General features: G+C 67.7%; 29 protein-coding genes. 6 read left to right on the top strand and 23 right to left on the bottom strand.

Annotated elements, in window-relative coordinates:
* The first annotated feature begins 79 nt into the window (after positions 1 to 79).
* A complete protein-coding gene (locus HMPREF1316_RS11515) occupies positions 80 to 439 on the top strand; it encodes a hypothetical protein (RefSeq protein ID WP_021727197.1) in 360 nt (119 codons plus the stop codon).
* A 102-nt stretch (positions 440 to 541) separates the two neighbouring features.
* Here HMPREF1316_RS11515 and HMPREF1316_RS11510 read toward each other — a convergent pair whose 3' ends face one another.
* From HMPREF1316_RS11510 to HMPREF1316_RS11500, 3 genes are read right to left on the bottom strand one after another with little or no spacing between them, the layout of a single operon-like run.
* Positions 542 to 847 carry a DUF4176 domain-containing protein gene (locus tag HMPREF1316_RS11510; RefSeq protein ID WP_040652443.1) on the bottom strand — a complete coding sequence of 102 codons (306 nt, stop codon included), beginning with the start codon at positions 845 to 847 and terminating at the stop codon, positions 542 to 544.
* Between the two features lie 3 nt (positions 848 to 850).
* Positions 851 to 1,696, bottom strand: coding sequence for a hypothetical protein (locus HMPREF1316_RS11505; protein WP_021727238.1), 846 nt, complete (start codon positions 1,694 to 1,696; stop codon positions 851 to 853).
* Complete coding sequence (locus HMPREF1316_RS11500) at positions 1,689 to 1,994, bottom strand: PoNe immunity protein domain-containing protein (RefSeq protein WP_021727181.1); 306 nt, start codon at positions 1,992 to 1,994, stop codon at positions 1,689 to 1,691. Before HMPREF1316_RS11500 ends, HMPREF1316_RS11505 begins: the two co-directional genes overlap by 8 nt.
* A 934-nt stretch (positions 1,995 to 2,928) precedes the next feature.
* Between HMPREF1316_RS11500 and HMPREF1316_RS11495 the strand changes: the two genes are divergently transcribed.
* Entirely contained in the window at positions 2,929 to 4,113 is a 1,185-nt protein-coding gene (locus tag HMPREF1316_RS11495) for an ATP-binding protein (RefSeq protein WP_021727269.1), read from the top strand.
* A gap of 161 nt (positions 4,114 to 4,274) precedes the next feature.
* On the opposite strand, the gene HMPREF1316_RS11490 is transcribed toward HMPREF1316_RS11495, so the two are convergent.
* The 5 genes from HMPREF1316_RS11490 to HMPREF1316_RS11470 all read right to left on the bottom strand — a co-directional run bounded on the left by HMPREF1316_RS11490 (position 4,275) and on the right by HMPREF1316_RS11470 (position 8,043).
* On the bottom strand, positions 4,275 to 4,862 hold the full coding sequence (locus HMPREF1316_RS11490) for a hypothetical protein (protein ID WP_021727237.1): 588 nt from the start codon (positions 4,860 to 4,862) through the stop codon (positions 4,275 to 4,277).
* A gap of 77 nt (positions 4,863 to 4,939) precedes the next feature.
* Positions 4,940 to 5,122 (bottom strand): hypothetical protein, encoded by a 183-nt coding sequence (locus tag HMPREF1316_RS11485; protein ID WP_156901077.1) that lies wholly within the window; start codon positions 5,120 to 5,122, stop codon positions 4,940 to 4,942.
* 189 nt (positions 5,123 to 5,311) lie between these two features.
* Entirely contained in the window at positions 5,312 to 5,494 is a 183-nt protein-coding gene (locus tag HMPREF1316_RS11480; protein ID WP_198009681.1) for a hypothetical protein, read from the bottom strand.
* Between the two features lie 49 nt (positions 5,495 to 5,543).
* Entirely contained in the window at positions 5,544 to 6,710 is a 1,167-nt protein-coding gene (locus HMPREF1316_RS11475; RefSeq protein ID WP_156901075.1) for a hypothetical protein, read from the bottom strand.
* A 172-nt stretch (positions 6,711 to 6,882) separates the two neighbouring features.
* Complete coding sequence (locus HMPREF1316_RS11470) at positions 6,883 to 8,043, bottom strand: hypothetical protein (RefSeq protein WP_198009679.1); 1,161 nt, start codon at positions 8,041 to 8,043, stop codon at positions 6,883 to 6,885.
* A 166-nt stretch (positions 8,044 to 8,209) separates the two neighbouring features.
* Here HMPREF1316_RS11470 and HMPREF1316_RS14565 point away from each other — a divergent pair, with 166 nt between their 5' ends.
* Positions 8,210 to 8,407, top strand: coding sequence for a 4Fe-4S binding protein (locus HMPREF1316_RS14565; protein ID WP_021727267.1), 198 nt, complete (start codon positions 8,210 to 8,212; stop codon positions 8,405 to 8,407).
* 182 nt (positions 8,408 to 8,589) lie between these two features.
* Here the strand turns inward: HMPREF1316_RS14565 and HMPREF1316_RS11460 are convergent, their stop codons facing one another.
* From HMPREF1316_RS11460 to HMPREF1316_RS14800, 3 genes are all read right to left on the bottom strand, one after another.
* Positions 8,590 to 9,135, bottom strand: a complete 546-nt coding sequence (locus tag HMPREF1316_RS11460; RefSeq protein WP_021727309.1) for a hypothetical protein — start codon at positions 9,133 to 9,135, stop codon at positions 8,590 to 8,592.
* Positions 9,136 to 9,326: 191 nt separating this feature from the next.
* Positions 9,327 to 9,527, bottom strand: a complete 201-nt coding sequence (locus tag HMPREF1316_RS14805; protein WP_232204531.1) for a hypothetical protein — start codon at positions 9,525 to 9,527, stop codon at positions 9,327 to 9,329.
* 109 nt (positions 9,528 to 9,636) lie between these two features.
* Positions 9,637 to 10,089, bottom strand: coding sequence for an ORF6N domain-containing protein (locus HMPREF1316_RS14800; protein ID WP_084620975.1), 453 nt, complete (start codon positions 10,087 to 10,089; stop codon positions 9,637 to 9,639).
* On the opposite strand from HMPREF1316_RS14800, the gene HMPREF1316_RS14555 reads away from it, so the two are divergent.
* Both HMPREF1316_RS14555 and HMPREF1316_RS14960 read left to right on the top strand, forming a co-directional pair.
* On the top strand, positions 10,088 to 10,375 hold the full coding sequence (locus tag HMPREF1316_RS14555; RefSeq protein WP_051333016.1) for a MerR family DNA-binding transcriptional regulator: 288 nt from the start codon (positions 10,088 to 10,090) through the stop codon (positions 10,373 to 10,375). The two genes, HMPREF1316_RS14800 and HMPREF1316_RS14555, sit on opposite strands and share 2 nt — an antisense overlap.
* Positions 10,260 to 10,676 (top strand): MerR family DNA-binding protein, encoded by a 417-nt coding sequence (locus tag HMPREF1316_RS14960; protein ID WP_198009673.1) that lies wholly within the window; start codon positions 10,260 to 10,262, stop codon positions 10,674 to 10,676. Before HMPREF1316_RS14555 ends, HMPREF1316_RS14960 begins: the two co-directional genes overlap by 116 nt.
* 367 nt (positions 10,677 to 11,043) lie before the next feature.
* Here HMPREF1316_RS14960 and HMPREF1316_RS11435 read toward each other — a convergent pair whose 3' ends face one another.
* From HMPREF1316_RS11435 to HMPREF1316_RS11385, 12 genes are all read right to left on the bottom strand, one after another.
* Complete coding sequence (locus HMPREF1316_RS11435) at positions 11,044 to 11,256, bottom strand: hypothetical protein (protein WP_021727308.1); 213 nt, start codon at positions 11,254 to 11,256, stop codon at positions 11,044 to 11,046.
* A gap of 773 nt (positions 11,257 to 12,029) precedes the next feature.
* Positions 12,030 to 12,452 (bottom strand): hypothetical protein, encoded by a 423-nt coding sequence (locus tag HMPREF1316_RS14190; RefSeq protein ID WP_156901073.1) that lies wholly within the window; start codon positions 12,450 to 12,452, stop codon positions 12,030 to 12,032.
* Positions 12,453 to 12,638: 186 nt separating this feature from the next.
* Positions 12,639 to 13,184 (bottom strand): hypothetical protein, encoded by a 546-nt coding sequence (locus HMPREF1316_RS14185; RefSeq protein WP_156901072.1) that lies wholly within the window; start codon positions 13,182 to 13,184, stop codon positions 12,639 to 12,641.
* Between the two features lie 625 nt (positions 13,185 to 13,809).
* Positions 13,810 to 14,163 carry an immunity protein Imm33 domain-containing protein gene (locus HMPREF1316_RS11420; RefSeq protein ID WP_021727199.1) on the bottom strand — a complete coding sequence of 118 codons (354 nt, stop codon included), beginning with the start codon at positions 14,161 to 14,163 and terminating at the stop codon, positions 13,810 to 13,812.
* The gene (locus HMPREF1316_RS11415) at positions 14,153 to 14,695 is read right to left on the bottom strand and encodes an ankyrin repeat domain-containing protein (RefSeq protein ID WP_021727264.1); all 543 of its coding nucleotides are present in this window, start codon (positions 14,693 to 14,695) and stop codon (positions 14,153 to 14,155) included. The genes HMPREF1316_RS11420 and HMPREF1316_RS11415 overlap by 11 nt, the downstream gene beginning before the upstream one ends.
* A 4-nt stretch (positions 14,696 to 14,699) precedes the next feature.
* Positions 14,700 to 14,870: a GH-E family nuclease gene (locus tag HMPREF1316_RS13865; protein WP_021727321.1), complete on the bottom strand. Its 171-nt coding sequence runs from the start codon at positions 14,868 to 14,870 to the stop codon at positions 14,700 to 14,702.
* Between the two features lie 12 nt (positions 14,871 to 14,882).
* The gene (locus tag HMPREF1316_RS11410) at positions 14,883 to 15,476 is read right to left on the bottom strand and encodes a nucleotidyl transferase AbiEii/AbiGii toxin family protein (protein ID WP_021727177.1); all 594 of its coding nucleotides are present in this window, start codon (positions 15,474 to 15,476) and stop codon (positions 14,883 to 14,885) included.
* A gap of 222 nt (positions 15,477 to 15,698) precedes the next feature.
* A complete protein-coding gene (locus HMPREF1316_RS11405) occupies positions 15,699 to 15,959 on the bottom strand; it encodes a hypothetical protein (RefSeq protein ID WP_051333014.1) in 261 nt (86 codons plus the stop codon).
* A 201-nt stretch (positions 15,960 to 16,160) separates the two neighbouring features.
* A complete protein-coding gene (locus HMPREF1316_RS11400) occupies positions 16,161 to 16,694 on the bottom strand; it encodes a hypothetical protein (RefSeq protein ID WP_156901070.1) in 534 nt (177 codons plus the stop codon).
* On the bottom strand, positions 16,687 to 17,112 hold the full coding sequence (locus HMPREF1316_RS11395) for a hypothetical protein (protein ID WP_021727211.1): 426 nt from the start codon (positions 17,110 to 17,112) through the stop codon (positions 16,687 to 16,689). Before HMPREF1316_RS11395 ends, HMPREF1316_RS11400 begins: the two co-directional genes overlap by 8 nt.
* Positions 17,109 to 17,909, bottom strand: coding sequence for a hypothetical protein (locus HMPREF1316_RS11390; RefSeq protein WP_021727204.1), 801 nt, complete (start codon positions 17,907 to 17,909; stop codon positions 17,109 to 17,111). Before HMPREF1316_RS11390 ends, HMPREF1316_RS11395 begins: the two co-directional genes overlap by 4 nt.
* 57 nt (positions 17,910 to 17,966) lie before the next feature.
* On the bottom strand, positions 17,967 to 19,712 hold the full coding sequence (locus HMPREF1316_RS11385) for an LXG domain-containing protein (protein WP_021727285.1): 1,746 nt from the start codon (positions 19,710 to 19,712) through the stop codon (positions 17,967 to 17,969).
* 620 nt (positions 19,713 to 20,332) lie between these two features.
* Between HMPREF1316_RS11385 and HMPREF1316_RS11380 the strand changes: the two genes are divergently transcribed.
* The gene (locus HMPREF1316_RS11380) at positions 20,333 to 21,235 is read left to right on the top strand and encodes a hypothetical protein (protein WP_021727188.1); all 903 of its coding nucleotides are present in this window, start codon (positions 20,333 to 20,335) and stop codon (positions 21,233 to 21,235) included.
* Positions 21,236 to 21,583 lie beyond the last annotated feature (348 nt).

Below are 21,583 nucleotides of genomic sequence, written 5' to 3'. Positions count from 1 at the left end.
GTTTCCCTCGGTGGCCACTGAGGAATCCCGGTACGACTATGACGGGATCCTAGTCGAGTCAGCTCTGTGGGATCCAGCCATGGGATCCGTCCCCAACCCCCAGAACAACGCCCTGGCGAAGGGCCTCATGGGGATCCACAGGCGCGAGTGCGTCCGTCGCAAGGTGTCCGCGGACCTCGAGCAGGCCCAAGCCGAGATCCTCGAGTGCATGGGAACCCTCTATGACAGGCGCAGGATGCACTCGGCGCCGGACCTCATGAGCCCTGCCGAGTTCGAGGCCGCCAACGTGGGAAAGAGTCGCCCACGGGCGGCATGGGACCTGTCAACGAAAACGAGGCAGATTCAGGCGCCCTACCGAACACCGCGGGTCCCAGAGCCATCCTGCCTGCATTGCGGCAACGTAGGACCTCTCATTGCACGATCGAGATTCAACCCCTAAGGCTCAGCCTGAATACCCCTCGTGAAGTGGCATCGCAGCATTTCGAAGACGGCATCTTCAGCCGTCTCAGCCACGATAGGCTGTGAATCGCCCTCGCCGTAATCAGTGGTGCGTTTTTGTCTTTCCCTGATAATCGGCCATGGCGGCGTCCATGCGCCTCTCGAAGTCAACCTCCGCGGCGCCCTTGTAGCCCAGGAAGGCGACCGACTCCACGTCGTCCCCGTCGAAGTACCGGCGGTGCTCGTCGTCCACGTCACCCAGCGGGTAGAGGCAGCCCGCGTACTCATGGGGGACGCCCTCCCGTGCGTCCCCGGCCATCCTGGCCACCACCATCCGCGGGAGCCGCTCACCCCTGGGCATCACAATAGGGCCCAGCGGAAGCCAGCCGATCCTTACCATACTCATCATGAATCACTCCCCTATCGACCTCCTGCCGGACAGGACCTCGCCGGCCCTGCGGATGGCGCCTCCGATCCTCCGCCTGGGGCGGCTGCGCCTGATGGCGCCCTCGATGTAGGCCCTGACCTCCCCCCACGGGGCGCCGAAGCCGCCCTTCAGGAGCAGGGTCTCGCCCAGCCGCTCGCTGCGCAGGACGGCCACGCCGCCGGGGTCCCCGTCCTCCAGCAGGTCGTGAACCTCCGACCAGGGCACGAGCTCCCCCGACGGGCCCCGCCGGACGCCGTCGGCGCACACGGCCGCCGAGAGGGGGACGGACCCGGCGGCCGGGCCGTCGCCGCCGGGCGGGGCCACCCTCGCCGGGACCAGGTAGCGGTCGTGCCACCTCTCCCTCCCGGCCCTGAGCGCGAGCACGCCAGCCCACCAGGGGTGCTCCTCTATGGCTGGGTCGTAGGGCGACCCGCCCCGCCCGGACGCCACCCACGCGAGGGAGAGCCGCGCGCGCGCACGCCACGCGGGCGAGGAGGGGTCCGGGTGCGCGCCGCGAAGCGCGCGGGCGACGCCGACCGCGCAGAGGAGCGCGGCGAGGAGCTCGAGGGCGCCGATCGCCATGGCGGCCGCCGCGACGCGGTCGGAGGCGAGGAAGCCCACGAGGTCGGCGGGCGTGGCCACGCGGGCCCGGGAGAGCGTGGCCCCCATGGGCACGAGGAACGGGAGGGCGATCAGCAGGTAGGCCCCACCGTTGCTCGCCAGGTCGCCCGCCATCCGCCCCGCGTGCGGTCCCATGTGCACGGCGAAGTAGCGGTAGAACGTGGCCTCGTCGTAGTCGAAGGACTCGGACCAGACAGCCTCACTACCCATGGCTCCCCTCCCCGCCGTCCAGCCAGCGCGTCAGCTCGTAGGGGTAGTACCTCCTCCCCTCGAGCGCCGAGTCGTCGACGCGCAGGCGGCGGGCTACCTCGGGCATGGGGTCGCCCCGCGAGTAGCTGGCCAGCGTCAGCTCGAGGAGGTCCCTCACGAGCCCCCCGCTCACCGACGCGACGCGGTCCTCGCGGACCTCGCCGCGCTCGAGCCAGCCCTCCGCCTCCCGCGCGAGCCTTCCCCTGCCCTCGATGAAGCGGTCGAAGTACGCCTCGTCCCTGTTCCAGTCCCTGACCATCGCCCGTTCCCGTCCTCTCCATACCGTCCCCCGGCCGGCCTGCCCGCCATGGTGGGTCCCCCCTCTGCTAGACCTCGGAAACATCGCAGGTGTGTCATCATCATTCTAGCGCCGCGAACGGGCGCGGGCCACGCCCCGGAGACTAGGGGCGAAGGGCGAACCGACGCCTCCCCTAACCCCTCCAGAGGGGGCCGACATCCGGAGGCATCGCCAAAAGTGCGCGTTTGACGCATGCGCGGAAGATGCCAACTGAGGAAACGCCGCGCGAGGCAACGGAAACGTACACTTTGGGCGGCACACCCCGAGTACATGCCCGCCGCGCGACAGCCGACCCCAAGAGCCGGGAAACCGGCCGCGGACGTTCCGACGCCGTGGGTGCCTTCTGCTCGCGTGTGGGCGCGATTCCCACCCGTGTGGGTGCCTTTCTCCTCATGTGGGTGTCAATCTCCCGGAATCGGCCCGCGGATCCGCAGGTCGCGGGGGGTCGGGCCGGGAGAATCGCACCCACATGAACCATATGGCACCCACACGGGACAGATCGCACCCACACGGGCGGCGGGCGGTGCACAGCCGTGACGGTGGCGCCACCGCTCTTCTGCCAACCGGTCGGTCGGCGATGCACCCGCCTCCAACCGGGCAACCGTTGGAAGAAGCGCGGGCTCCGCCGGCAGGCGGTTGCCCCACGCTGGATGGAACCCGTCCGCCACGCTCGCGCCAGAGGGCACCGTCGCACGGCCCGCCATACGCGGGCGCCAGCCCATGGCGCCCGGTGTAAGCCTGGCCCCTCACGACGGGCGCATGCCCGTCACCCGCACGGAACCACCGGGATCTGAGAGCTATCTCCCAGTTTTTGGGAGATAGCTCTCAATTTTTGGTAGCTACCTCCTAAGAACTGGGAGACAATGGGGCATGTCATCGGCAGTCGGAGGACAGGTTGGAAGAGTATCAGCGAAAGATCGTGGAGACCCTCTCCAGGCGGATGGGTGAGCCGCGGCGCTTCATGCAGATCCTGATAGGGCCGCGGCAGACCGGCAAGACCACCGCCATCAGGCAGGCGCTCGGCCACGTCGAGGTGCCCTACCACTATGCCGAGGTGCCCGACCGCGCCCAGACGGGCGACTGGATACGCGCGCACTGGCAGCGCGCACGCAACCTGATCCGCTCCAAGGGCGCCGCCGCGTTGCTCGTCATCGACGAGGTCCAGCTCGTCAGGGGCTGGTCGGACACGGTCAAGGCGCTGTGGGACGAGGACGCCTGGAATGGCGTGGACCTGCGCGTGGTGCTCACCGGCTCGTCCGCGACGCTCCTGCGCACGGGCCTGGGCGACTCCCTGGCGGGGCGCTTCGAGCTCATCCGCTGCACGCACTGGACGTACGCCGAGTGCCGCGAGGCGTTCGGCTACTCGTTGGACGACTTCCTGCTCTTCGGCGGCTACCCTGGTGCGGCGTCGTTGCGCGGCGACGGGGACCGCTGGCTCGCCTACCTGCAGGACGCCATCATAGACGCCAGCATCGACAACGACGTCGTCGCCATGGAGCAGGTCCGCAACCCGGCGCTCCTGCGGAGGCTGTTCTATCTGGGCGCCCCCTACTCCGCCCAGGAGGTCTCGTACCGCAAGCTGATCGGCCAGCTCGACGACCGGGGCAACACGGCGACCATCGCGCACTACCTGGGGCTGCTGGAGGTCGCGGGGCTGATGAGCGGCCTCCATAAGTACGACCCCAAGCTGCTGCGCCGCAGGGCCAGCTCACCACGCCTGCTCGTGCACGACACCGCGCTCATGACGGCCGCCTACGGAAGCGGGCGCGAGGGGCTGCTCACGGATGCCTCGAAGCGGGGGCATCTCGTGGAGAGCGCCGTCGGGGCGTACCTGCTCACGCGGGCCGCGACGGACGGCTTCGAGGTCTGCTGGTGGCGCGAGGGGAACAAGGAGGTGGACTTCGTGGTGTCCGATGGCCGCCACGTGACCGCCATCGAGGTGAAGAGCGGCCGCGTGAAGTCGACCGGGGGCCTGGAGGCCTTCTGCCTCGAGTATCCCGAGGCGCGCACGCTGGTGGTGGGCAGCGCCGCGTGCGGCGTGGGGGACTTCCTCATGGGGGACGTCGGCCTGCTCCCGTGACACAGACCTCGATCGTTCCGCGCCTGGCGCCGGCCGAGAGCGGCTCCCACCGCTTCCCTGGGTCTCCCCTGGGCCTCGGCGGGGCCGGCCGCCCATCTCGACCACAGGCCTTCGGCCCATGGGGCAGCTCATTGTTGGGCCAGCCCATGGACGCGCCTCTCTCACTCAGAGGGCTCTCGCCTCTGCATGGAGAGCACATAGCCATAGAGGTCCCCCTCCTCCCAGCCCTCATGAACCCTCTTCATGACCCTGATCACCGGCCAGCAGAAGCTCGTACCCCCATATTCGACCGTACAGTACAGCTCGCCTTGCGGGTCCTGGTCATCCGTGACCCAGCGGCCCCCGCACAGATGCTTGATCGTCTCCCCAACATAGGCACCCAGGGAAAAGACGATGGAGCCGCTCTTGCCTGCAAAAAGGGATGGGTTCTCGTCAATGAAACGCTCCACCTCCCTCATGGACTCCAAGGTGTGGTCCGCCTTGTATCCAGTCTTGTTCAGGTTGTCCGTGGCCCATTCGTCCGCAGCGTGCAAATCGGCAAGGAGGGAGTGATCGCTTGGGACATAGCTCGCCTCCGGCTGCCCCGCCGTTCGCTTCGCGAACTCGACCATGCGCATTTGCCCGCCATCCATATCGGTATATCCCAGCCCCGCGCTGCTCTCCGCGGGGCGGGGGTCAAAGCCCGCCGCGACGTCCGTTTGGTCATGCGCCGCGTTGCCCTTTTTCTTTCTCCACTTCTCAAACATCATGTAGCCCCCTCACGTCTTGCGAGGCCGCCATCAGGGCAGACCCGATCCGGGCGACCAAGCCGCCCGTCAGGCCCCCGTCAGTCGAACCTCTTCTTCCACACATAGCGAGCCAGCTTGGCGCACGCCGTGACGCCCGCCGCCATAAGAACCAGGACGGACACGCGCACCAAGATCCCACCAAACAACCATCCCCCGGCAAGCAGGGGATACCCAAAGAGCTTTGCGTATCCACCAACGTCACCGTTTGGAAGCGCTGCCATCTGCGAGAACTCCTCGCCAAAGTATAGCTGGAGGCCTCTCCCCTCCAGAAACAGGACAAGGACGACCAAGGGCAGCACGATGACGGGTTTTATGTACCTGGGGGCTCTTTTGCCTTCATGTGCCCACCTTCCAGAAGAGAAATGCCCGTGCCGCCGTCTGTGCCCGCTGCCCCTACAGGGGCCCCGCGGCTACGCCCTGCCCAGCTTCTTCGTCTCGGCGATGCCCGCGGCGGCGGCCTCGGGGTCGAGGTAGCGGCCGACGCCCCGCACGCGCAGGCCACCAAACGCGTCGCTCTCGAACTCGTAGACGCGCGGGACGCCGGTGGGCACGTTGACGGCCTTGTCCGTCCATGTGGACTCGCCGTGCCTCATGACCACTAGCGTCGCATTCCTCATGACAGACCCCCGCCCTGGCTCCCCCTCAGAGGAGCCGCCTCTTTGGCGACAAGCTCTGCGCCGTCGCGCTGGCGATGAAGTCCTCGAGTGGCTGCTCCTGTGGCAACCTCCTCTGCTTGGCGTAGTGGTAGAGGGCGTAGATGCCGTCCACGAGGGCCAGGAACACTATGAGGAGCCCCCCGGTGGCCGCCATGAACCACTCCGCCTCCCTCCGGCTGGCCACGAGCGCGTCATGGGAGAGGATCACGTTGCCGTCCTGGTCGAGTATCTGCTCACAGGAGAACCTGTTATTCGTACCCGTACCGATGCTCGTGCCGTATCCCCACACCAGCACCTTCCCTCCCGTGCGCTCGATCTCGCGGAGCCTCGTAACGTCTACGAAGTCCGCACTGCCCAGCAGCACATCGTCCCACACCCACCCGGTCCCTGGTCCGTGCTCGAGAGTCGCCATGTGGTAGACATCATCCTCCACGTGCACGTTGGTGGGCGTGACCTCGTAGGGGCCCGATCCCAGGCTGTCAATGTTCCGGAAGGGAGCAAAGAGGAAGGCAGCGACAAGGGCCGCGAGCAGGAGGGGGATAACGAGCAGGAAGGAGACTAGCTCGGTGCGCGAGTAGTAGCCGTGGGGCGGCTCAAACACGAGCTTGCCGCCATGGCGGGCGGCGAGCTCCTCATAGGCACGATCGGCAAAGACGTCCACACACTCCACCCGCACCTTGCCAAAGCGCACGGCGAGCTCCTGGGGACACCGCGAGACGCATGTCACCTCATCCCAGGTGAATGTGTAGCTCTTGCCGAGCGCGCCGCGATACCAGACCTTGTCGCCCTCCCACACAAGGCGGTAGTTGACCACCTCGATACAAGAGGCAGCGCTAAGCAGGAGCAGGGCACCGCCTAGGACGAGCGTAGGAGCCATAAGCGTTACGTCCCAGAGGCTGAAGAGGACTATCCCGCACAGGAAGGCTGACCCGCAGCCAAAGGCGACGCGCAGAAAGTATGGCCTCAGGCAGAGCACCCCACGCTGACGGGTGTTCTCGATGCCGGAGACCCCTTGGGGCGACATCGCAAATGGGTTGTTCCTCCGTTCCCACCTGCGATAGTTCGCGACGACGGAGGCGAGGCCTCCCCCATCGTGGGAGGCCTCCGCCGGGGAGGTGCCAAGATCATCCCGCTGGGCGAGCATGGACCTCAAGGGTTCGGGCGCATCCTTCTCAAAACGCGCAAGCCACAGCCTGGGTACCACACGCATGGTCACGTAGGCAAGAACAGCGGCCAAGGCCGCGGTTACAAAGAGCGCCGCCCAGAGCATTAGGTCTCCCCCTTACCGGCGCATCGAGAGGGGCATGCGCCCACCCCACGCTGCGTCACCATCTCGCTTGGGCCCGCTTCTGCTTGGCCTTCTCGACGTCAGCGACAAAGTCCTCGAGCGCCTGCGTCTGTGGGAGCCTCCTCTGCTTGAGGTACTCGTGCAGGCATGCGACGCCGATGATGAGGAGCATGACCCCTATGATGCCCGTCTCGACCACGATGAAGGTCGGCATGAGGGCCTCCTGGCCCGCCAGGTAGTCGTCATAGGAGAAGATCACGCCTCCGTCCTTGTCAAGCACCTGCCAGCAGATGAGCAAATTGCTTATCTTGCCATCCGTGTGCGACGCCCTTCCCCAGACCAGCACCGTGGTGCCCGACCGCTCGGCCTCATAGAGCCTGCCTGCGTCCACCTGGTCCGCCCGGCCGATGATGACATCGTCCCACCGCCACTCCTCGCGGGTGTCATGCTCGGGGACCGTCATGTGGTAGGTGCCATCCTCCACGTGCACGTTGGTGGGCGTGACCTCGTAGGGCCCCACCCCCTGCCTGTCAAGGCTCTGAACAGGATGCGGGAGGGTGAAGGCAAGAACGAAGGCCACGGACATCGCGACAGCCAGCAGGTACGAGCCCAATCCGGAACGGGTGTAGTAGGCATGGGGACGCTCAAAGACGAGGTCCCCATCGTTGCGTGCGGCAAACTCCTCGTAGGCCCGCCGTGCGAACGGGCCCCAGCACTCCACCCGCACCTTGCCAAAGCGTATGGCGAGCTCCTTAGGGCACCGCGAGACGGCCGTAGCATCCGCCCAGGTGAACTCATGGCTCTGTCCAAACGAGTTGCGGTACCAGACCTTGTCCCCATCCCAGACGAGTCGATAGTTGAGTGCCTGGGCGCCCATGCCAACTGCCATCGCGACCATGAACCCGCCAAAGACCAGGGCCCCCGATATCAGTGCAAAGTCAAGCAGGATAGCGAGAACGGAGGCGCACAGGAAGAACACGCCGCATACAAACGCTGTGCAAAGCAGGCCCGACCCAGCGCAACACAGGCCACGCTCGGGTGTGCTCACGACCCCACTGGCGTCCTTCGACGAGCTGTCGCAGCCGGCCTTGGAGAGCAGGTCCCTCAGAGCGCTCGGGGCATCCCTCGTGAGACCCGCGAACCAGATTCGTGGCGCACGGCGCACCAAAAGGTACAGAAGGACCGCAGCTACTGCCACCGTTATGCCGACCCAGAGCATGAGCGTCCACCTGCCTTGCCCAAAGCGACCTGGCCAGAGGCCAATGCGCCCATCCTACCAAAAGGGGCACCTTGCGCGCGTATGCGCGGACATAACGGCCCACAGAGTCGCGAAGGTCGCGGTCACGGCTGCGAAGATAGCCCAGATGAAGACGTGGCACGAGACGCATGCCGCCAAGATCCTGAGGAGGGACGCGGCATGGGAATACACCGTGAGCGATGACTGCATCCTGTGCGGAACCTGCGCACGGGTCTGCCCGGCGAACAACATCGTCGTAGGGGACACGGTGGAGTTCTCCGACCACTGCGAGGTCTGCTACGCCTGCCTGCACAACTGCCCTTAGGGCGCGATTCAACTGCCAGTCGAGGCGAACACCGTCCATTTCCGCAATGAGCACGTGAGCATTACGGACATCGTGCGCACAAACGGGTAGTGCCATGGCTCACGTCACATCAGAGGCACGTACGGGAGGTACTGCACAAATGGGCGGTGCTCATCTGCACGGTGCTGTTCGTTTCGATCGGATCAACCGGCTACCCGCTGCTGCTCCGAGGGCCCGCCAGGAAGGGAGGTCCGCTGCCATGCGTCATGGGCGGCCACGATCCTCTCGACCCAGCGCGCCTTCTGGCTGACCACGAAGCGCTCCTGGCTCGAGTCCGTCCGCACGATGAGCCATCGAACGGAAGCATGGCAGTCCGTGATGGAGCGCAGCGGGATCTCCAGCCTGCTGTTGGGGTGCAGGTTCACCCCATGGGCCCGAAACAGGAGGACCTCCGGCGTGAGCATCAGGTACCCCCCGTCCGTCTTCAAGCGCCCCACGCGATGGTTGGCGGGTCCCGCGTACAGGGCGTCTGCCGGCATGTCGCGCTCCATCTTGTTCGACATGAGCACGGTGAACAGCGTCAGGATACCCGTGAACAGCGCGCCGGCGAGGGCGCCCGTGGCAAGTCCCACCGCAAGGCTCGACATGATGGCCCCATAGCAAAGGCCCATAATGCCACCGTACAGGACAAACGACAGAGCGATCGACCACGCGCTGAGCGGTGGCTGCGCGTTGGGATTCCTCTTCATGCCCAGCAACCCTCCTCCTCATAGCCTCTGGTGTGTCGTCATTGTACGCGCCCGTCGGTCGTGATGCCTGGCGGGCAGGGGCCTGTCCTAGGTGGCACGCCGCACCGACCGGACGGCACGGCGGTGCAAGGACCTTAGCGAGCCGGGCGAACCATACCCCTGAGGCAACGGGCCCTTCTCGCTAGGCCTTGCTAGGCCTTGCGAATCGTGTGCTCCACCGTGAGCCTGGGGTACTGGGCGTTGAAGGCGTCCACGTCGCGCCGGGTGAGGCACGTGCGCGGGTGGGTCCAGACGGTCGCGCTCACCCCCTCGGTCTTCTTGGCCAGGATGTTGAGGGTGCCGGCGTCAACGTAGCCGTCCACCAGGATGATGCTGCCCTTGGCCCTCCGCACGAGGGACACCAGGAGCTCGAAGGCGTCCCAGACCTAGCCGTCGAAGAAGACCCTCTGCCGCGGCGACTCATGGATCCCCATGTAGTCGAAGACCTTTTGCATGCGCTCGCTAGGACGCTCGCGCCTTGTCGCTAAAGACGCCCCACAGGGGCGTCTTCCTAACGCTCCAAGCGTCGGTGGTCCTCTGGTACGCCAGCTGGCGGAGCTCCACTGCGCGGATCCGCTCGAACATGGCGGCATTGTCCGCAATGAAGTGGCGCATCTCGACGAAGGACTTCATGATCTGCACGCTCACGCGTACGGCGGTGTCGCTCCTGAGGACCGCCGAGAGCATGGCCACGCCCTGCTCGGTGTATGCGTAAGGTAGGTAGCGACGACCGCCAGTCGCGAATTTCCGCAGGTCATCGCTTGAGATGCCAATTTGGCACCTCAAATCTTCGTGCTCGTCTCGCGTGAGTTGGAAGCGGAAGTCCTCGGGGAACCGGTTCTCGTTGCGCTTGGCCGCGCGGTTCAGCGCGCTAGTTTCCACCCCATACAGCCTCGCCAGGTCGCTGTCGAGCATGACCTGCGTGTCACGCACGGTGTACGAGCACACCTGCGGCGTGTCCTACGCCAGCCGCGTGGACGACGCCACCCGCAAGGACATCGCGACGGTGGGCCGAGCGCAGGCTGAGCGCGTGATTGAGCTGGTCGAGGAGCTGTATGCCATGGAGAGGCCGTACACGATAGGCAATGCTGCGGCAGGGTTGGGGATGCCGGCATCCACGATCCGCTTCTACGAGAAGAACGGGCTCATACCCAAACCAGTGGCGTTCGAGCGACGGAAGGCGCCTGTTCGACGAGGATGACCTTGAGTGGATGCGCTTCGTGGAGTGGCTGAAGGTGTCGGGGATGCCCATAAGGGGGATTCGCGAGTACGTAAGGCTCTACATGGCTGGAGACTCCACCATCGAGGAGTGCCGCCGCATTGTCTGCGAACGCCGCGATGCCATCGACAGGCAGCTCAATGAGTTGGAGCTGGCTCGTGACTTCATCGAGTACAAGTGCTGGTTCCACGACGTGGCACGCGAGTCGGGCACGTGCGACACGCCACGCACCATGCCCTACGACGAGCCGCCCGACGACATCAGGCACAGAGAGGCACGGTAGGTACGGCACGCCTGGCATGACCGCTCGGTCGGGCTACCCCGGGAGGGCGTACGCGCTGGGTAGGTCAGTCTAAACGACTCACCCGATGATCCCACCCGATGGATTCTCATGCTCAATGGCCAGCATTGTCCGGATGATCCTGCCTGAATCCATATGATGTTGAGCAATCGTCGCGCGCTGTTCCATAGAGAACGACAGGTACGATCCCTCTCTCGTCCTCGCGATCAAGATCGCAAGGCTGCTCCGGATGTCGGTAGAGGAGGTCTTCTTCGAAGAGGTCCTTTCCCCGAGGACTGAACCGTTGCACGCAAGCCCCGGTTGGCTCGATTTCAGGAGGAGTCAACCGGAGTTCGCCCGAGAGCTGTCCCTACCACCAGAAAACGAACATGACGGCAAAGGGAAGGGCCGCACCGAGGAGGAAGATCACCGCAAAGATGTGGAACGACGTTGGGTAGATCCGGGGCATCCTGTAGGAGGGCCTGTCCGGGTCCCCCGGGGACTCGCCCTGTCTCTCGCGGCGGGCCAGCACCGTCACGAGGGTCAGGATGGAGACCACAACCCCTGTCGAAATGAGCAGCATGGCTCCCTCGCGCTCCCTACTTTAGGCGCACCCGCCATGGGTAAGCTGGCCAGTCCAATCCAGCGATGACCCCGCCTCTGCGAGGCTGGCGACGGCGCTCGCTCGCCGACGAATGCATGTAGCAGGAAGGATAGCACTGCACGCGCAGCCGCACAGGTCCAGGAGAAGATCGGGGCGAACGTCCAACCCACCATGCCATGACGCCCGAGGCCACGTGTGACGCTGACATAGCACTGGGCAGGGGGCGCCAGAACGGGCGTCCTACCGCATGAGCAGCACGATGATCAGAAAGAATGCGGCGCGGGAGCGCCAGGACGAGGAGCGTCGCCTTCCACGCGGGGAGCCCGCCGATCCGGTCGCGGAGGTCCCCGCGCCGCGAGCGGCGCACCGAACGCGAGGAGGGTGGCGCACATGCCCGCCTCCGACGTGGGGTCGATCGCCGACTTCCCCGTGAGCATGTATGCCACATACAGCCCCAGCCCGACGCAGTCGTGGGGGAAGTAGAATCGTGGGGAAGGTCCGATCGCACATGCCGGAGGTGAAGGTGACCGAACTCTACGAGCCCACGAGGGATGACCTGTGGTTCCGGCAGGCTCTCATGGCCGACCCGGAGACATGTCGTACAACGACGCGTGGGGAGGGACCATACCGTTCCCCGAGGAGGAGTGGGACGGCTGGTACGACTGGTGGCTGGCCCGCCACGATGGCGATCGCTTCCACCGCTACCTCGTGGATGCGGAGGGCGGCGACTTCGTCGGCGAGGTCGCCTATCACTACGACGAGTCGGGGCGGATGCACCTCGCCGGCGTCATCGTCATAGCGTCGAGGAGGGGCCGCGGCCCCTCTGCGAGTCCGCGAGGGAGAGGGGCGTCCGCGTGCTGTGGGACAGCATCGCCCCGGACAACCCCGCCATCGCGCTGTTCCTCGAGCAGGGCTTCGTCGGGGCAACAGAACCGACGAGGCCATCTGCCTCCGCAAGAACCTGCCCTGGGGACTCCTGCGGCAGCCTGCCCCCTCCCCGGGCTGGAGAAGCCGAGCGCCGCGAATGCCGCGGCGGCGTCCTCGAGGTCGACCCAGTCCGCGGCGTCCGCGTCGCCGATCTCGTCGTGCCCCACCTCGAGCGGGACCGTACACCACGGCTTGCCGAGGTAGGCGAGCCGGACGTCGAAGGGCCGCATGACGTACTCCTCCGGCACGCAGGGGCTGCGCGCCCCTCGCAGACGACCGAGCTCGCCGCATGGCCGCCATGGCCTCTCTCCCCGAGGGACGCGACAGGCCATCGTCTCATTCCTGCCAGCCCAGGGCGTCCTCCATCAGCAGGTCGAGCGCGCCGTCCTCGCCCAGGGTCATGCCGTCCACGTGGCCCGCGTCCTCGAGCGCCATCACGCGCCCTCCCCTCTGCCGGCAAGCCTCCGCTCGCACCAGTCGATCACGAGTTCGACGTCGCTCCGCTCCCCAATCCTGAACGAGAACCCGTCGTACTTATCCGGGAACTTCTCCCTGTAGCCCTTGGCGATGCCCATCGCGCCCCGGAGGTCCCCGAGGCAGATGCTCGCGATGCAGCCCGTGAGGCCGACGCCCTGCTCCAGAATCCTCCTGTAGAGCTCGTCCTCGTCGAATCCTATGGAGCCGAGGAAGGCCTCCGTGGCCGACAGGGCCCTGTCGGCCACGGAGGCCGCAAGGCCAGGCAGCGCCGCCTCATCGGGTGACTCGAGGCGAACCGTCTCCCGGTCCACAGTCGAATAACCGCCAGCGGTGAACGCACCTGTGGCCCTCAGGCTCATGCGCTCGTCGCTGTTGGACGACATACCCAGGATGTCCCACAGCACGTCATCCATCCGCAAGGTCTTCACGTAGGCGCAAAAGTCCACGGCCGGCTGCGTCGGCACGAGAGCGAACCACGCGTCCTCGAAGAAAGGACCATCCACCCTCCACACATCATCCCCCGTCAGTCTCCAGCCCCTCGCCCTTGCGATGTCACGCAGAGCCGATCGGAATTCCCTGTCGGCCGCCTTCGTCCCCGAGGGTCAGCAGCTGTATCTATGCGCCATGTTCCCCGCCTTCCTTATTTCGGACGTATCGAGCGTAATCGTGAACCCGGAAGCGTGCGCATTGCACCTCGTCAGCCTGCCGATCGACAAGGTCTCGTCCCCTCCCTATCGTAGGCTTTCGACCTCCTGGGGAACTCGCTGCCGCGCCAGTCCACGGATCTATCGGGGACGTCGTCCAGGGAGCGGCCGAGCTCACTAGCAATGGTCTCTCCCCTGCATGTGAAAAGAGCCGGGGAACGTCCCGGGCGCTTGGGGGCCCTTCCCTGCGGAGAAACCGATGACTGCCGCATGTGGGTGCGATTTACTGCGTGTGGGTGCCATATGCTCCGTGTGGGTGCGATTCTTCCGAAGTCATCCTCGGCGACCTGCGGCTCCGTGGGCCGATCCCGGGAGATTAGCACCCACACGCCGCGAATCGCACCCACACGGATGAGAACCGCACCCACACACGCCTCCGCCCGGGGCGGGTGCGGGCGGCGGGACAGGCGCCGCCCAGGCCAGCCTACTCCCCGCCGAGGATCTCGGGGACGGTCGTCGCGCGGTCGCGGGCCACGTCCCAGAAGCCCGTGAGGACCCCCTCCTCGTAGACCCAGGCGAGGTCCGTGCCGTAGGGCGCGCCGAAGACCTCGAGCAGCGCCCCGGCGAGCGGCGAGCACGCGAGCAGGGAGGACGCGGAGACGACCTGGAAGTTCGCGGGCTCGGAGACGTAGTCGTCATCGTCCGCGACGGAGTAGACCGTCCAGCCGTTGAGCTGGGGGATACGGCTCCGCTCGCGCCACGTGTAGCCTATGGGCGCGCCCTCCAGCACCCTGTCTGACACGACGAACCCGCCGTAGGCGGCGTCCCTATTCGCCATAGCCATACTCCCCTGCCACGTCGAGGAATCCATGTCTCCATCCGAACTCCCGTGCCCAGTCGAGCGAGGTCTTGCCCTGCGGGCCCGGCACCGTGGGGTCGGCGCCGGCCGCGAGCAGGGCGCGCCACACGGGCGCCAGCTCCTCGCTCGTCTTCTTGGCGTTGCATACCGAGAGCATGGGGGCGTCGTTGCCCCAGGCGTCGCGGCGGCCGACGTCGAGGCCCGCCGCGAGGAGCCTGCCGGTGAGCCACGCCAGACCCTCCGCCGTCCAGTTGTGGGCCCCCTGCTTGAGACACAGCATATAGGCGTCCTCGCCGTTGCGCGTGGCGAAGTTGGGGTCGCCGCCGTCGGCCAGGAGCCGCTCGACGATGCGCCTGCGCTCCCGCTCGTCCTGGGCGCCCCGGGACACCGCCATCCCGAGCAGGTTCACGCTCGGAACGACAGGCACGGCGTTGGGGTCGCCGCCATATGCCACCAGGAAGTCGTCGTAAGAGTCATACTTGGCGGAATCAAACTGATCAACTGACCCCATGTCATCACCCCTTGGCCTCGTACCGGTGGCTCCTGTTGGCGCTCGGTGCCTCCAGCTGGAAGTTGTCCGGATCGAGCTCGTGCTCCCTGAGCTGCTCGAGCGACCACTCCCCGGATCCGTGCCCCTCGAAGCCTCGCCAGTACTCCTCCCCTGGCACATGCCCGAAGCCGACCACGCCCAGGGGGCCTTACGCTCCCGGAGCGCCGCCCGCCCCGGCGATCCGCCCTATCAGGCCGTTGACCCAGGAGACCGCCCCGTCCGCCGTAGGGAGCACGTCAAGCCCCTCCGACTCGGCGGCGTAGATGCTGTCCCAGCCCTCGCCCTTCACCACGGTGGGCGGCCACCCCTGGAGCCTGCGGTACGCGAACAGCCGCTCGCACACCCTGCGAGCGGCGTCGTAGTCGATGCACTCTCCCACGGCGAGCTGCAGGTCGACGAGGTCGCGCGCCCGGTCGCTCCCCGGCGCACTCACCCTGTGCAGCTTCTGGGCGATCTGGTACGGGCCGGCCATGAGGGGGACGGGGCCGGGCGCGGGAAGGCCGACCCTGGCGAAGGCGCCCGCGACGTCCGGGGCGAGCTCGACGTCGGCCTGCTCCGCGTCGCCAATCTCGTCGTAGCCCACCTCCAGGCGGACCGTGCACCACGGCCGCCCCCGGTAGCTCAGCTTCACGTCGAACGGCCACATGACGTACTCGGCGGGGACGCCCCTAGGGTGTGCGGGCTCCCTGGGCGCGACGACGCCGGTGAAGCCCTCCCAACCCTCCTCGAGGGACTCCTCCAACCCCTGACGTACGCCTCCACCGGGGACGCGGTCGCGGTGTCGAGGTCGGACGTGAAGCGGGTCCCCTCGTCCCCGAGCCTCATCTTGAGGGCGCTCCCGCCCCTCACGACCCCGTCGGGCAGCATCCGGGCCACGACCGTGTTCGCGATGAGCGTCCTCATGCGCACGAACCGGTCGTCCCCGAACGCGCGCCGTATCGCCATGTCCAGGTTGCGCCTGCTGTTAGGCCTCTTCGCCATCTCCGTACTCTTCCTCCAGGGACTCCAGCTCGCCGCCGCGCAGGTAGCCGAGCCTGCGTCCCTCGCGCGCCGCCTCGACGAGGCGCGTCCTGCCGACGACGGGTTCCGCGGAGCGTATCGCGTCCGCGGCCCTCTGGGAGGAAATCCCGTCATAGAGGGCGCCCGGCCCGCCGCCCGGCACCCGCACGACGCGGAGGCCGTCGGGAAGCGACCTGCGCACCCTCCGGGAAGTCGCAACGAACACCCGGGAGGGGTCGGTCGGGAGTAGTCGTCGAGGCCCCTGCGCAGCTCCCATGCCTCCTGGTTAGCCGCGCTGCTCAGGGTCCTTATCTTCCCGCCCCCGACCCCTCCGGGATCCCCGTCGCTCATCGTCATTGGCATCGCCGATCGCTCCTCTCGTGTCGTGTCTCCCAACTCATGCGGCGGCGTCGGGGCCGCCCGCAGGTCACCCTCCCCGCGCCCACCTCTCGCCGCGCTCGCGCGCCCAGCGGACCGGCGGGACGGAGCATGCGATCTCGAGCTCCGTCTCCCCGTCCCCCAGCCTGCGTGTCCACTCGCCGGACTCCCGGAGCTCGCGCAGGGACGCGGACACGGCGGAGGGGTCGGCCCCGTCGAGGATGCCCAGGTCGAGCTCCCCCCGGGTCTCGCCGGGCAGGCGCGGGCCGATGGAGACCCTCACCCTCGAGGTCGGGGAGAGGATCCCGCTCTCGCTCGTGTAGGCGACCGGGGAGGACGGGGCCGGCTCGTGGCGCTCGCCGCCGGGGCGCTCCCACGCGGCGACCCTGTCGCGCCCCCAGCCAGACGCGGCGAGCGCCTCCACGGGGAGCGACAGGGCCGACAGGGCGACCGCCGCGAGGACGATCGCGCCCTCCACGGTGCCGTGCGCCCGCAGGAGCCCCGACAGCACCCACGCGGCGACGGCCGCGGAGGCCATCCTCCCCAGCGCCCTGCACAGGGACGCCGACGCGCGCCTACCCACGGCGCACCCCCGGGAGCACGGACTCGAGCACCGACCTCACGGCGCGGACGGCACCGTCGCCGGAGCCGGCCCCCATCCTGCCGAAGAGGACCAGGAGCCCCTCCGGGACGGGCGCCACCTGCGCTATGCCGCGCGCGCCTTCGGGCAGCGAGCACTCCGCGGAGACGCCCGACATGCCGTCGGCGTCCGGACCGAGCGCCTGCCCCCACTCGACCCCGGCCCCCTGCGAGCCCATCTTGGCCTCGATGAGCGCGAGGAGCTCCGGGGGACTGACTTGCGGCGCGACGAGCGTCGCCGCCACGAACCAGTTGGCTCCTTTGATGAGCGTGCCGACGCCCATGGCTTCCGCAAGGGGCTTCGCGCTCGCCCCATCGGGGACGGTCAGGCCGATGCCGCCGATCCGGATGCTGCCGCTCATGCCTGGCCCTCCTTCCCGAGCCACGAGAAGTCGCTGTGCCAGCTGGAGAAGCTGTCCTGGTCGAAGTGCTCCATGACCGTGCCGGTCGCGCCGTCCACGATGTCCACCGACATCGTGAAGCCCTCGCCGTGGGTCTCGTCCATCTGGATGACCGCCGCGTCGAAGGTCACGTTGAAGGCCGCGTCGTGCAGGGACGAGGCGGTGGCGCCGTCGCCCGCCGTGAGGGTGACGCGCCGGTGGTCGTCCGACACCTCCGCGGCGACGCCGCGCCTCCCGACGCTGTCGATGGCCCCCCGGAGCTCCTCCTTCCCCCACGCCAGCTGGTCCTCGACCTGCCGCGGGGTGGCGTAGGCCGTGACCGTGCCGTCCTCGTTGGCGTAGGCCGTCTCGCAGAACCGGGCGCCACCCCGGACCGAGGCGGCGAACCCTCGGGCGGTCATGCCCGACGCCGCGACGACCATCCGGGGGCACAGGACCTCGACGGTGCCCTCCGGCGCGACGCGCCCCGACTCCGGGACGATGGGCTGCGCCTCCACGTCCTCCCCATCGGGCTCCGCGTCCCCGCCGGTGGCGTCCGCGTCCCGCCCCTGCTCGTCGGAGTCCGCGTCCTGGCCCTGGGCGTCGTCGGGCCGGGCCTGGCCCTGGGCGTCGTCGGGCCGGGCCTGGCCCTGGGCAGCGGTTTCGCCGCCCTGCACGGCACGTGCCCAGTCAGCGAGCAGCGCGCCGCCCCCGGTAAGCAGCGCTATAGCCAACACGGCTGCGGCGACCCGCCACGGGCGCCTGATGAACTCCCTCATTTCTCTCCCCCATCCATCGGACGAGCCCCGGGACGGGCCCGTGCTCGCAACTGACACTCAAAGAGCAAGAATGGTAAGCAGGAACTCTATGAACGCCATGAAGTCCGCGGCCATCTCCGACCCGACGATGGCCGTCACGGCGAGCGTGGCGCCTATCGCAACGTCATCCATCACCTTCCCTAGATCTACATTTTTGCTGTACGAGGGAGACGTGACAGGAGTCACGCTGACTTCCCCCACCCCCTCCATGACAACCTCCGGCTGCGGCGGCGCGGGCTGAGCCCCTGTGGTCGTCACCTGCACCGTTTCCGTCGTCGTCCCCTTCGCGGAGTCCGTCTTCACGCTCGTCTCGTACGTCTCCTTCGCGGACGTCTGCCCTGTTTCGGAGTTTCTGCCAGAGGAAGTTGACTCGGTCCTCGTCACGCCATCCGGCGTGTTGTCGTCCGTGTGGGTCACGGTGAGCCACACCCACCCGTCCTCCGAGACAGAGCCCGACCCCTTCCAGCCGTTCCCGAGGTCGACCTCGCCCGACATCCCCACAACAGACGCACCCGAGCCGGTCATGCGCCCGAGCAGGGACCACCCGTCGCCCAGGTCGGCATCTATCCTGTAGCCCGAGCCGTCACCCTCCCTGTTCTCCTCGAGGAACTTCTGAATCAGCCCCTTGGCCCCCTCAGACATCTCCGATTCGCACGACCAGGTCACGGTCGTGCCGTCAGGCAGCGTGATCGTGATGGAGAAGTTCGCCTTCCCCGACACCTGGGCGGAGAACAGCCTCTCCATCATCTGCTTAATCGCATCGAGAGTTTTCCCACGGCTTTCGGCGTTGTTGTCAAACTCCTCCTTGCCTCCAGCTTTGTCGTATATGCCCTGCGTTGCATTTATCAGGAAGATGCTGAAGGCGCCGGTCGGCTGCCCGTCTTTCATACCTGCGGCAGAAAACGCCTCGGCGACCCCGTCCTCAGTCGAGTGCTCGTCCCACACGCGCGCGAGGGCCTCCGCCTCGGACGGGGTGAGGTCGTCCCCTCCGAGGAGCTTGGAGAGTGCGTCCCTGTCGATGCCGCCGTCGTGGTAGATACTCTGCGCGCACTCCTCGACCCTGCGCTCGAACACCGTGGAGTAGGCGTCGTCCACTCCCGCGGCCCAGGAGGTGTCCCCGTAGCCGTTGCCGGCGAGGTAGGACGACACCGAGTCGGCTGCGGACTTCATGGTGGAGACGGCGTCCTGGGCGGAGGAGTACGTGGAGGCGCTGTTCTCGTCGTACTCCTGCGCCTTCTTGAGGTCGTCCTCGTAGCCCTGCTTCTCCGCCTTGTCGCTCTCCAGCAGGGCCTCGTCGACCTGCGTGTTGACGTATGCAGTGGTGTCCTGGGACGTGCTCGCGCTGCTGGACGAGCTGCCGGAGGACCCGCTCGCGGACGTGCCGCCCGCGTTGGCGCGACTCTGGGCAATCCGCCTCTGGGTCTCCTCTATGTCGCTCTGGACGGCCTCTATCTTCTTCTGGAGCTCGTCCGTGTCGCAGACGCCGCTGGACGACTGGGGAAGCCCCCTGATTTCCTGCACGTCGGCCGTGCACGCTGAGTTCATGGCATCGAACGCGACGTAGTATGCCTTCGCGGCGGGCACCGCGAGGTCCCGGGCGACGCTCCGGATCGCCGCGTACCCCTCGCCGGCGAGCTCCGGCGACTGCAGGGCGTTGGACATCCTCGAGATCTGCTCCTCCGCGGCATCGACCTTGCCCGACAGGGACTCTGACTCCCCCTCCAGGGCCGAAGCCGTGGCCTCTATCGTCACCCTCGTCGTCATGCACTCCTTTGGCCCTCCGGTACGCCAGTCGCTCAGAGTCAGGGCGCCGCTCACGCGCGACACGGGAGACAGGCCCCGCAGGCACCGCGTGCCCCGTCACCATTGTAGTGCTCAGGAACGTTGTAGTGCTCAGGAACGCCGGGAGGAGCCGGGAATCCCTCCGCCCTCTCGTCGTTCGTCTCGTAGGGTCCCGTGCAGACGTGGCGGACGTGCGGCGAGCCGGGGCAGGCACTGGGCGTGGCCGGCGCGCGAAACTGGAGGGCCCCTGGTACATGCCCCGGTCGGTCACGCAGCGCGGCCTAGAGGATGGCGGGAGCTCCGGCATCTCGGCAACGGACCACGGGCATGCCCTCGATGGCCCTCGTCAGGCCTTCGTCCGCCATCATCGCGAGCCTCCCGGATCGTTCCGGACCTTCGGGCTGGTGCGGGACGCCACCTGTAACGATACTGCCCAAAATCTACTGACCAGCCATGCAACATCTTTGTTGGACAGTCGGACGGCTTCACCGTTTGCTCGCGGTCGAACAGTGGGGAAGCGCCACGGTACGGCCGTGGTACCATACGGGCGGGAGGAGACGAGCGAAGGCCGCCGCAGGGCGGCCCCGGGGAGGCGAGGCCGCATGGCTTCAGGTTGGCTCACCAGGCTCATGGTCCCCTCCGGGGAGTCGAGGTACGCCGGCCTGACCGCGCGGCAGGCGGCGGGAAGGTTCCTGGGCCGGCGCAGGCTCACCGTGGCCGCGTACGTGGTGGCGGTGTTCGTGCTGGCGTTCTCATGCCGTGCCTGGGCGGGCCCGGACATCGAGCACCCCGAGGCCATCGCCTTCTTCGTGGTGGCCCTCCTGGCTACCATCGCCTTGTTCGCGCTCCTGCTCATCCGCGACATCAGCGGGTTCTACGGGATACTCCACACCGACCTCGACCCCCAGAAGATGCTCGACGCCATCTCCATCGTCATGGAGAGGCGCAAGGGCAGGAAGTGGGCGCAGGCCACCTACGCCATAATCTGTGCCCAATGCTCCCAGCAGCTCGGCCGCGACGACGTCGCCCTCCAATGGGTCGACCACGCCGAGCGGGACCTCAGGCCGCGCACGGCGCAGAGGGTCCTGTGCTGCAACGTGCGCGCCAACGCCGCCCGTCACAGCGGTGACTACGAGGAGCTCGCCCGCATACGCGGGCAGGTGGAGGCGCTTCTCCAAACGAGCAGGAGAATGGCCAAGGCGGGCGCGCTGGTGCTTGCGGGCATAGACTTCGGCCTCGCGCTCGAGGCCGGCGACTGGGAGCGCTGCAACGAGGCGATCGGCACGATGCGGGAAACTGCGATCACGCCGATCCAGAGGCTGTCGCCCGACGTCGAAGCCGCCCGCCTCGCCGCGGCCCAGGGCGACCTGACGCTCGCGCGCGAGCGCTTCGCCTCCGTGGCGGCCCGGGGAGGGGGCATTCGGGCCGCGCGCGACGCCGCGGCCTGGCTCGCGGCGCACCCCGCCCAGGCTCGGGAGCCCGCAGCCGCGGCGGGACGGGCATAGCCTGGCGTGCCGCGCGGTCACGCCAGGCTGGAGGCCCCATCGGCGCGGGATCCCGCCGTGGGCGCGGTTCCCCACCCGTGTGGGTGCGATTCGCTACATGTGGGTGCCATTCTCCCGTGACCGGCCCACGGGGCCGCAGGTCGCGGGGGGCCGGGCCGGGCCGGGAGAATCGCACCCACACGGCGCAAATGGCACCCACACGCCTAGGGATGCGCCGACCGCGCTCCCCCGTACTCCTTCGTGACGGGCGCGTGCGCGTCGACCGCGGCGTCCAGGCGCAGCGACCCGTACTCCGCCGCGCCCGCGCCGCCGTCCGCGGGGCGCCCCAGGCGGCGCGCCGCCAGCTTT

The sequence above is a fragment of the Olsenella profusa F0195 genome (genome assembly GCF_000468755.1).
GTDB lineage: Bacteria > Actinomycetota > Coriobacteriia > Coriobacteriales > Atopobiaceae > Olsenella_F > Olsenella_F profusa.
This window is presented reverse-complemented; position numbering and strand designations above follow the sequence as displayed.